General features: G+C 71.3%; 10 protein-coding genes. 8 read left to right on the top strand and 2 right to left on the bottom strand.

Translation table 11 applies throughout. The annotated features are described in order from the left end of the window. Positions 1–237: 237 nt before the first annotated feature. Complete coding sequence (locus tag PLL68_RS08945) at positions 238–675, bottom strand: DUF4870 domain-containing protein (RefSeq protein WP_324533422.1); 438 nt, start codon at positions 673–675, stop codon at positions 238–240. A 38-nt stretch (positions 676–713) separates the two neighbouring features. Next, the gene (locus PLL68_RS08940) at positions 714–1586 is read right to left on the bottom strand and encodes a DUF3097 domain-containing protein (protein WP_324533421.1); all 873 of its coding nucleotides are present in this window, start codon (positions 1584–1586) and stop codon (positions 714–716) included. A 90-nt stretch (positions 1587–1676) separates the two neighbouring features. Between PLL68_RS08940 and hrcA the strand changes: the two genes are divergently transcribed. From hrcA to era, 8 genes are all read left to right on the top strand, one after another. Further along, a complete protein-coding gene (gene hrcA / locus PLL68_RS08935; RefSeq protein WP_324533420.1) occupies positions 1677–2708 on the top strand; it encodes a heat-inducible transcriptional repressor HrcA in 1032 nt (343 codons plus the stop codon). 73 nt (positions 2709–2781) lie between these two features. Then, entirely contained in the window at positions 2782–3909 is a 1128-nt protein-coding gene (gene dnaJ, locus PLL68_RS08930) for a molecular chaperone DnaJ (RefSeq protein WP_324533419.1), read from the top strand. A gap of 16 nt (positions 3910–3925) precedes the next feature. Further along, positions 3926–4669: a 16S rRNA (uracil(1498)-N(3))-methyltransferase gene (locus tag PLL68_RS08925; protein WP_324533418.1), complete on the top strand. Its 744-nt coding sequence runs from the start codon at positions 3926–3928 to the stop codon at positions 4667–4669. Positions 4670–4679: 10 nt separating this feature from the next. After that, complete coding sequence (locus PLL68_RS08920) at positions 4680–5027, top strand: HIT domain-containing protein (RefSeq protein ID WP_324533417.1); 348 nt, start codon at positions 4680–4682, stop codon at positions 5025–5027. Between the two features lie 52 nt (positions 5028–5079). Then, a complete protein-coding gene (locus PLL68_RS08915; protein ID WP_159898645.1) occupies positions 5080–6081 on the top strand; it encodes a PhoH family protein in 1002 nt (333 codons plus the stop codon). Then, positions 6078–6545 (top strand): rRNA maturation RNase YbeY, encoded by a 468-nt coding sequence (gene ybeY / locus PLL68_RS08910; RefSeq protein ID WP_324533416.1) that lies wholly within the window; start codon positions 6078–6080, stop codon positions 6543–6545. Before PLL68_RS08915 ends, ybeY begins: the two co-directional genes overlap by 4 nt. 16 nt (positions 6546–6561) lie before the next feature. Then, the gene (locus PLL68_RS08905) at positions 6562–7851 is read left to right on the top strand and encodes a hemolysin family protein (protein ID WP_324533415.1); all 1290 of its coding nucleotides are present in this window, start codon (positions 6562–6564) and stop codon (positions 7849–7851) included. Beyond that, complete coding sequence (era, locus tag PLL68_RS08900) at positions 7848–8786, top strand: GTPase Era (RefSeq protein ID WP_324533414.1); 939 nt, start codon at positions 7848–7850, stop codon at positions 8784–8786. Before PLL68_RS08905 ends, era begins: the two co-directional genes overlap by 4 nt. The last annotated feature ends 157 nt before the right edge of the window (positions 8787–8943 follow it).

Below are 8943 nucleotides of genomic sequence, written 5' to 3'. Positions count from 1 at the left end.
GCGGTGCGCTCGTCGGAGGGCTTCATCGGGGCCGGGGCCAGCGCGTAGCCGGGGGCCGTCGGGTCGACGGGGTGGTCATCGTGGCGGGGAGTGGTGTCACTCATCAGGTGCTCCTTGTGGGTGGGTCTGTACCCATGAAACACCCGCGGCGACGTGTCGATCCCCGTTCCGGGGCCGGGTCAGGGTGGGCCTCGGGGTCGAGTCAGGGCCGACCCCGAGGCGCATCCACCAGGAGCGTCAGCTGACGAGGCGAAGGGTCAGCGGGTAGCGGTACCACTCACCGTTGCTCGCCTTGACCGCGGCGATGATCGGCATGATGAACATCCACGGGATGAGCGCGAAGACCATGAAGATCCCGACGAACACCAGGGTCAGGATGATCGACACGAACAGGGCGATCAGCACGGTGATCTGGAAGTTCAGCGACTCCTTGGCGTGGTGCTCCAGGAACGGCCCGCGTCCCTTGTACACGAGCCAGATCACCAGCGGTGCGACGAAGCCAACCGCCAGGACGCCGAGGTGGGCACCGAGGGACCAGTTCTTCTCCTCCTGCGGGGTCAGCGGCTGGGCGGCTGCGTAGCCGGCCGGTGCGCCGTACTGCGGTGGGTAGGGCTGCGGCGGCGGGGGAGGTGGCGGGGTGTCCTCGGGGCGGAACGGGTCGGGTGTGCTGCTCATGGTGTGTCCCCTCGGTGGTGTCAGGCAGGTGGCCGCCGCTACGACGCGGTGACGAAGTCGATGAGTTCCTCGACGCGTCCGAGCAGTTCGGGCTCGAGGTCAGCATAGGTCTGCACCGAGGACAGGATCTGGCGCCAGGCCATCGCGAGATCGCGTTGGGTCGAGTGCGGCCACCCGAGGTGCGCGGCGATGCCGACCTTCCACGACGTGCCCCGGGGGATGACCGGCCAGGCGTCCATCCCGAGCCGGGAGGGCTTCACCGACTGCCAGACGTCGACGTAGGGGTGGCCGACGACGAGGACGTGCTCGGCGTACGGCTTGACCGCCCGGGCCTGCTCCACGACCCGCCACTCCTTCGTGCCCGGCACGAGGTGGTCGACGAGCACCCCCATGCGACGCCCCGCCGTGGGCGCGAAGTCACGGATCGCCCCGGCCAGGTCGTCGACCCCGTCGAGCATCTCGACGACGACCCCCTCGACCCGCAGGTCGGCGCCCCACACCTTCTCGACCAGTTCTGCGTCGTGCTTGCCCTCGACGAAGATCCTTGAGCCGCTGGCGACCTTGGCGCGCTGCCCGGTGACGGCCCGCGATCCGCTGGCCGTGCGGGACGCGGCGGCGCGAGCGGCGGCCAGCCGGGCGGCATCCGCGGCCTTCGGGGGCGTGAGGGTCACCGGCGACCCGTCGACGAGGAACCCGGGCCCGAGGCGGAACCCGCGGGTGCGCCCGTGGCGGTCCTCGAGGTGGACGACGTGGATGCCGCCCGCCTTCTCGACGCGCACGACAGCGCCCACCCAGCCGGTCTCGACGTCCTCGACGACCGTGCCGGGTTCGGCAGCGAGTTCGACCGAGCGCCCACGGGCCGGTCGTCGCCAGTCGCCCCCGAGCACGTCGCTTCCATACCTGTCCACCACGGCCGTGAGGTTACCCGCACGCGGAGGTAAGATTGGCACTCGTGGCGCGAGAGTGCCAAGGGCTGTCCAGGCGAAGGACCGGAGGTGGGCATGAACGAGGACCGTCGGTTGCGCGTGCTGCGCGCCATCGTGCAGGACTACGTGCAGACGTCCGAACCCGTGGGGTCGAAGGCCCTTCTCGAGCGTCACCAGCTCGGGGTGTCGGCCGCGACCGTGCGCAACGACATGGCGGCTCTCGAGGACGAGGGGTTGATCGCGGCCCCGCACACCAGTGCCGGGCGGGTGCCCACGGATGCCGGCTACCGGCTCTTCGTGGACCGTCTCTCGGCCGTGAAGCCGATGAGCAGCGCCGAGCAGCGCGCCATCGCCCACTTCCTCGAGGGTGCCCTCGACCTCGACGACATCGTCGACCGCACGGTGCGCCTGCTGTCGTCGCTGACGCACCAGGTCGCGGTCGTGCAGTACCCCTCGCTCGCGCGCTCGTGCGTGCGCCACATCGAGCTCGTGCCGCTCGGGGGTGAGCGGGTGCTCGCCGTGCTCATCACGACGACGGGGCGCGTCGAGCAGCGGGTCGTCGACGTCGGCCGCGACCTCAGCAGCACCGTCGGCGAGGACACCCTCGCCACGCTGCGCACCGAGCTCAACCGCGCCACGGCCGGGCGGACCCTGGCCGAGGCGTCGGCCGAGCTCGCAGCCGCGCCCGAGCAGCTCGAGCCCGGACTGCGAGACCTCGTGCGCGCCGTCGGCACCGCGCTGCAGGACTCCTTCGTGGAAGAACGCGAGGAGCGGGTCGTGCTGGCCGGCACCGCCAACCTCGCCCGGGTCGGCCCGGACTTCACGACCAGCCTCGGCCCCGTCCTCGAAGCGCTCGAGGAGCACGTCGTGCTGCTCAAGCTGCTCGGCACCGCCGCCGAGCAGGGGGAGCAGGTGGCCGTCCGCATCGGCCACGAGAACCCGTATGCGGGGTTGCAGACCACCTCGATGGTCGCGACCGGCTACGGCGCCGGCTCCGACCTCGTCGCCGGCCTCGGGGTCCTCGGACCGACGAGGATGGACTACCCCACGACGATGGCCGCGGTCCGCACCGTCGCCACCTACGTCTCGCGGATCCTCGCGCAGTGATCCCCGCCGTCTCAGCATCCGCCGCATCCACGGCATCCGCCGCACCGACCCCGTCCCGAAGGACCCTTCACCCGTGAACGACTACTACGCCGACCTCGGTGTCGCCCGCGACGCGAGCCCCGAGGACATCAAGCGCGCCTACCGCAAGGCCGCCCGGCGACTGCACCCGGACGTCAACCCCGGCCCCGAGGCCGAGGAGCAGTTCAAGAAGGTCTCCCAGGCCTACGACGTGCTGTCCGACGCCGACAAGAAGCGCTCCTACGACGCGGGCGCCGACCCCTACGGGGCGGGCGCGGCCGGGTTCGGTCAGGGCTTCTCCTTCAGCGACATCATGGACGCCTTCTTCGGTGGCCAGGCCGGCACGCCGGGCCGCGGCCCGCGCTCGCGCACCACCCGCGGTCAGGACGCCCTGGTGCGCCTCGACATCGACCTCGGGGATGCCGTGTTCGGCGCCCAGAAGGACCTCACCATCGACACCGCCGTCGGGTGCGGCACCTGCCACGGCGCCGGGATGCAGCCGGGTACCTCGACCCGCACCTGTGACGTCTGCGGCGGTCGCGGCGAGGTGCAGCAGGTGCAGCGCAGCTTCCTCGGCCAGGTCATGACGACCCGCCCCTGCATGACCTGCCAGGGCTTCGGCCAGATCATCACCAACCCCTGCTACGAGTGCTCCGGCGACGGCCGGGTGCGCACCCGTCGCACCCTGACCCTCAAGGTCCCGGCCGGGGTCGACACGGGCACCCGCATCCAGCTCGCCGGTGAGGGCGAGGTCGGCCACGGAGCGGGCCCGGCCGGTGACCTGTACGTCGAGGTCGCCGTCAACCGCCACCCCGTCTTCCAGCGTCGCGGCAACGACCTGCACGCCACGATCGAGGTGCCGATGACCGCGGCCGCACTCGGCGCGTCGCTGATGATGGAGACCTTCGACGGGCCGCAGACCCTGGAGGTGCGCCGCGGCACCCAGTCCGGCGACACCATCACGCTGCGCGGGCTCGGTGTCACCCAGCTGCGCGGCACCGGTCGCGGCGACATCATCGTGCACGCCATGGTGCAGACCCCGACCAGGATCGACGCCGAGCAGGAGGCGCTGCTGCGTCAGCTCGCCCAGCTGCGCGGCGAGGAGCGGCCCGAGGGCAAGGTCGCCAACCCCGGTGACGGGTCGATCTTCGGCAAGCTGCGCGACGCGTTCAAGGCCCGCTGACCGGTAGGCCACCCCCGTGACGCTGCCGCTGCACCTGCTGCCGACCGACGCCTTGGCGGGTCGCGGCGTCGGCGACGTCGTGGTGCTCGACGGCCCCGAGGGTCGGCACGCCGCCACCGTTCGCCGCACCCGCGTCGGCGAGCACCTGTTGCTCACCGACGGCGCCGGGCTGCGCGTCGAGGCCGAGGTGATCGCGGTCGGGTCGGGCAGCCTGGACCTTCGCGTCGTCTCGGTGACGAGCGACCCCGAGCCGAGCCCTCGCCTGGTGCTCGTCCAGGCGCTCGCCAAGAACGACCGTGACGACCAGGCCATCGAGGCCGCGACTGAGTGCGGTGTCGACGAGGTCGTGCCGTGGCAGGCCTCTCGCAGCGTCGTGCAGTGGCGCGGGGAGCGCGGCGAGAAGGCCTGGCGCAAGTGGGATGCCGTGCTCGTCGCCGCCACCAAGCAGTCCCGCCGCACCCGCCGACCGGTGTTGGCGCCCACCGCCACGTCGGCGCAGCTCGGCGCCCGGATCGGCGCCGCCGCCGCGGCCTTCGTGCTCCACGAGGACGCCCGGATGCCGCTCGCGGGGGTGACGCTCCCGGCATCCGGTGACGTCGTGGTCGTCGTCGGACCGGAAGGCGGCATCTCGCCCGAGGAGCTCGCGGCCTTCGAGGCCGCCGGGGGAGTCCCGGTCCGTCTCGGCGACACCGTGCTGCGCTCGTCGAGCGCGGGACCGGCGGCCCTGGCCGTCCTCAGCGCGATGTCCCGCTGGCGGTAGGTTCGGCGGCATGAGCGAGACCGAGAGCTGCCTGTTCTGCCGGATCGTCGCGGGGGAGATCCCCGCGACCGTCGTCGCCGAGAGTGCGCACTGCCTGGCCTTTCGCGACATCGAGCCGGGCGCGCCGACCCACGTGCTCGTCGTCCCGCGCCGGCACGTGCCCGACCTCGCGGGGTTGGCCGCCGCGTCCGCGGCGGAGCTCGCGGATGCCGTGGCGCTCGCCGCGCAGGTCGCGGACGACGAGGGTCTGCCTGGCTACCGGGTGGTCGCGAACACCGGAGAGGCCGCGGGGCAGAGCGTCTTCCACGCCCACCTGCACGTGCTCGGCGGGCGATCCCTGACGTGGCCTCCGGGCTGACCGGCAATCTCAGGTGCTGCACCCGGGCAGCGCCTCGTACACTTGTCCCACGATGACTGAGCCCCAAACCCACCCCCACGTCCGCGAACACACCGTCGTCGTCCCCGCCGACGTGCCGATGGTCGCCCTGCTGGGTCCTCGCGACGAGCTGCTGCGCACCATGGAGCGCCAGTTCCCGCGGGTCGACCTGCACGTGCGGGGCAACGAGTTCCACGTGTCCGGGCCGAGCGCCGAGGTCGCGCTCGTCGAGCGGCTCATCGACGAGCTGCTCGACGTGCTCGAGGGCGGCCAGGCGCTCAGCGGTGACGCCGTCGAGCGCTCGATCGCCATGCTGCGCGCCCAGACCGTCGAGCGCCCCGCCGACGTGCTGACGATGAACATCGTCTCCAGCCGCGGGCGCACGATCCGTCCGAAGACGCTGGGCCAGAAGCGCTACGTCGACGCCATCGACTCCAACACGGTCGTCTTCGGCATCGGCCCGGCCGGTACCGGCAAGACCTACCTGGCGATGGCCAAGGCCGTGGCAGCGCTGCAGGCCAAGCAGGTCAACCGCATCATCCTCACCCGCCCGGCCGTCGAGGCGGGGGAGCGGCTCGGGTTCCTGCCCGGCACCCTCAACGACAAGATCGACCCCTACCTGCGCCCGCTCTACGACGCGCTGCACGACATGGTCGACCCCGAGTCGATCCCCCGGCTGATGGCCTCGGGCACGATCGAGGTGGCGGCCCTGGGGTACCTGCGTGGGCGCACGCTCAACGACGCGTTCATCATCCTCGACGAGGCGCAGAACACCACCGCCGAGCAGATGAAGATGTTCCTCACCCGGCTCGGGTTCGGCTCGCAGATGGTCGTCACCGGTGACGTCACCCAGGTCGACCTGCCCAGTTCGGCGACGAGCGGGCTGCGCGTCGTGCGCGACATCCTCACCGACATCGACGACGTCGCGTTCTGCGAGCTCACGGCATCCGACGTCGTTCGTCACCGGCTCGTCGCGGCGATCGTCGACGCCTACGGTCGCTACGACGAACGCCAGGCGCCGGCGGTGCGCCGGTGAGCATCGACGTCCTCAACGAGACCGAGTTCTCGATCGACGAGCTCGAGCTCGTCGCCTGTGCCCGGTACGTGATGGAGCAGATGCGGGTCCACCCCAAGGCCGACCTGTGCCTGCGCCTCGTCGACGAACCCGCCATGGAGACGCTGCACGTGCAGTGGATGGACCTGCCGGGCCCGACCGACGTCATGAGCTTCCCGATGGACGAGCTTCGTCCCGGGCGCGAGGGTGTCGAGCCGCAGGAGGGCATGCTCGGTGACATCGTCCTGTGCCCGAGCGTCGCAGCCCGTCAGGCCCGAGAGGCCGGCCACGCGACCGAGGAGGAGCTGCTGCTCCTGACGACCCACGGCATCCTTCACCTCCTCGGCTTCGACCACGCCGAACCCGACGAGGAGCGCGAGATGTTCGAGCTGCAGCGCCAGCTGCTCCTCACCTTCCTCGCCACGCGCGGGCGACCCAGCGCCTGACCACCCAGAAAAGACCATGACCCGCCTCGTCGTCCTCGCGTCCGTCGCGACCCTGCTCGCCTTCCTCATCTCCACCGCCGAGGCCGCCTTCTCGCGGATGTCGCGCACCCGCGCCCAGGAGCTGCTCGACGAGAACCGCCCGGGCGCCAAGGCCCTGGTCAAGGTCGTCGGCGACACGGCGGCCTACCTGTCGGTGCTGTCGTTCCTGCGCGTCATCGCCGAGTCGACCGTGGCGGTGATGGTGACGCTGGCCGTGGTCGAACGGGTCGAGGGCACGGTCGAGCCCTTCCTCATCGCCATCGCGATCATGGCGCTCATCTCCTTCGCCGTCGTCGGGGTGTCACCGGGAACGCTCGGTGCGCAGCACAGCACCAAGGTGGCCCTGGCAGCCGCACCGACGACGGTGTGGCTGCGCCGGGTGCTCGGGCCGTTCTCGCGGCTGCTCATCGCGCTCACCAACGCGGTCACCCCGGGCAAGGGGTTCCGCGACGGCCCGTTCGAGAGCGAGAGCGAACTGCGCGACCTCGTCGACATGGCCCGCGACCACGCCCTCATCGAGGCCGAGGAGCGCGAGATGCTGCACTCGGTCTTCGAGCTCGGCGACACCCTGGCTCGCGAGGTGATGGTGCCGCGCACCGACATGGTCTCCATCGACGACGACCGCACCGCTCGCGCCGCGATGAGCCTGTTCCTGCGCTCCGGCTTCTCGCGCATCCCCGTGCTCGGCAAGGACGTCGACGACGTGGTGGGGTTGCTCTACCTCAAGGACGTCATGCGGCGGCTGAACGCCGACCCGGATGCCGGGACGCTCCCCGTCACCGAGCTCATGCGCCCCATGGTGTTCGTGCCCGAGAGCAAGCCGGTCGATGACCTGCTGCGCGAGATGCAGCTCGACCACGCGCACTTCGCCGTCGTCGTGGACGAGTACGGCGGCACGGCCGGGCTGGTGACCATCGAGGACATCCTCGAGGAGATCGTCGGCGAGATCACCGACGAGTACGACCGGGAGGCCCCCGAGGTCGAGAACCTCGACGACGGCCGGGTCCGGGTCGCCGCGACGATGCACGTCGACGACCTCGCCGAGCTGTTCGAGGTGGCCCTCGAGGAGGAGGAGGTCGACACCGTCGGTGGCCTCATCGCCAAGGAGCTCGGGCGGGTCCCGATCCTCGGGTCGACGTGTGAGGTGGCAGGGTTGCGTCTCACCGCGGAACGCATGTCGGGGCGACGTCACCGCATCGCCACCGTGATCGTCGAGCGGGTCGAGCCGGCGGCAGACGCCCCGGAGATGGAGGAGCGGGCCGGATGAACGACGACACCACCGAGGGCGAGCAGGCGTACGTCGCCGGGTTCGCGTGCCTGGTCGGGCGGCCCAACGCCGGCAAGTCGACCCTGACCAACGCGCTCGTCGGCACCAAGGTCGCCATCACGTCGAGCAAGCCGCAGACCACCCGGCACACGATCCGCGGCATCGTGTCGGGGGAGCACAGCCAGCTGATCCTCGTCGACACGCCCGGGCTGCACAAACCACGGACGCTGCTGGGGCAGCGCCTCAACGACCTCGTGCGCGAGACGCTGCTCGAGGTCGACGTCATCGGTTTCTGCCTGCCCGCGAACCAGCGGATCGGCCCGGGTGACCAGTTCATCGCCCGCGAGCTCGCCGAGCTGCGGCGGGGCAAGCGCACGCCGGTCGTGGCGCTGGCGACGAAGTCGGACACCGTCGACAAGTTGCGCCTCGCCGAGCACCTCATCGCCATCGACCAGCTCGGTGACTGGTCGGACATCGTCCCCTGCTCGGCCACCCGCGGCGACCAGGTCTCGGTCGTCGGTGAGGTGCTGGCCAGCCACCTGCCGCCCTCGCCCGGGCCGCTCTACCCCGACGACCAGCTGACCGACGAGCCCGAGCTCGTGATGATCGCCGAGCTCGTGCGCGAGGCCGCTCTCGAGGGGGTGCGCGACGAGCTGCCGCACAGCCTGGCCGTCGTCGTCGAGGAGATCGTGCCGCGCGAGGGCCGCCCCGACGACAAGCCACTGCTCGACGTGCGGGTCAACGTCTTCGTCGAGCGCGACTCGCAGAAGGCCATCGTCATCGGTCGGGGTGGGTCACGGCTGCGCGAGGTCGGCACGAACGCGCGCACCGGCATCGAGGCGTTGCTCGGGGAGCGCGTGCACCTCGACCTGCACGTCAAGGTCGCCAAGGACTGGCAGCGCGACCCCAAGCAGCTCGGCCGCCTCGGCTTCTGACGGCTCGCACCGTCCCGAGATCGACCAATAGGTCACTCGGGGTACGCAGGCAGCTCGGCCGCCTCGGCTTCTGAGGGGTGGTATCACCGCGGCCCCCGGCCACTCCTCACGGGTGGATGATCGGACGATGGCCGGTGCCACGGTGACCGAGGACGCT

It is taken from the genome of Ornithinibacter sp. (assembly GCF_035443565.1).
Classification (GTDB): domain Bacteria; phylum Actinomycetota; class Actinomycetes; order Actinomycetales; family Dermatophilaceae; genus Fodinibacter.
This window is presented reverse-complemented; position numbering and strand designations above follow the sequence as displayed.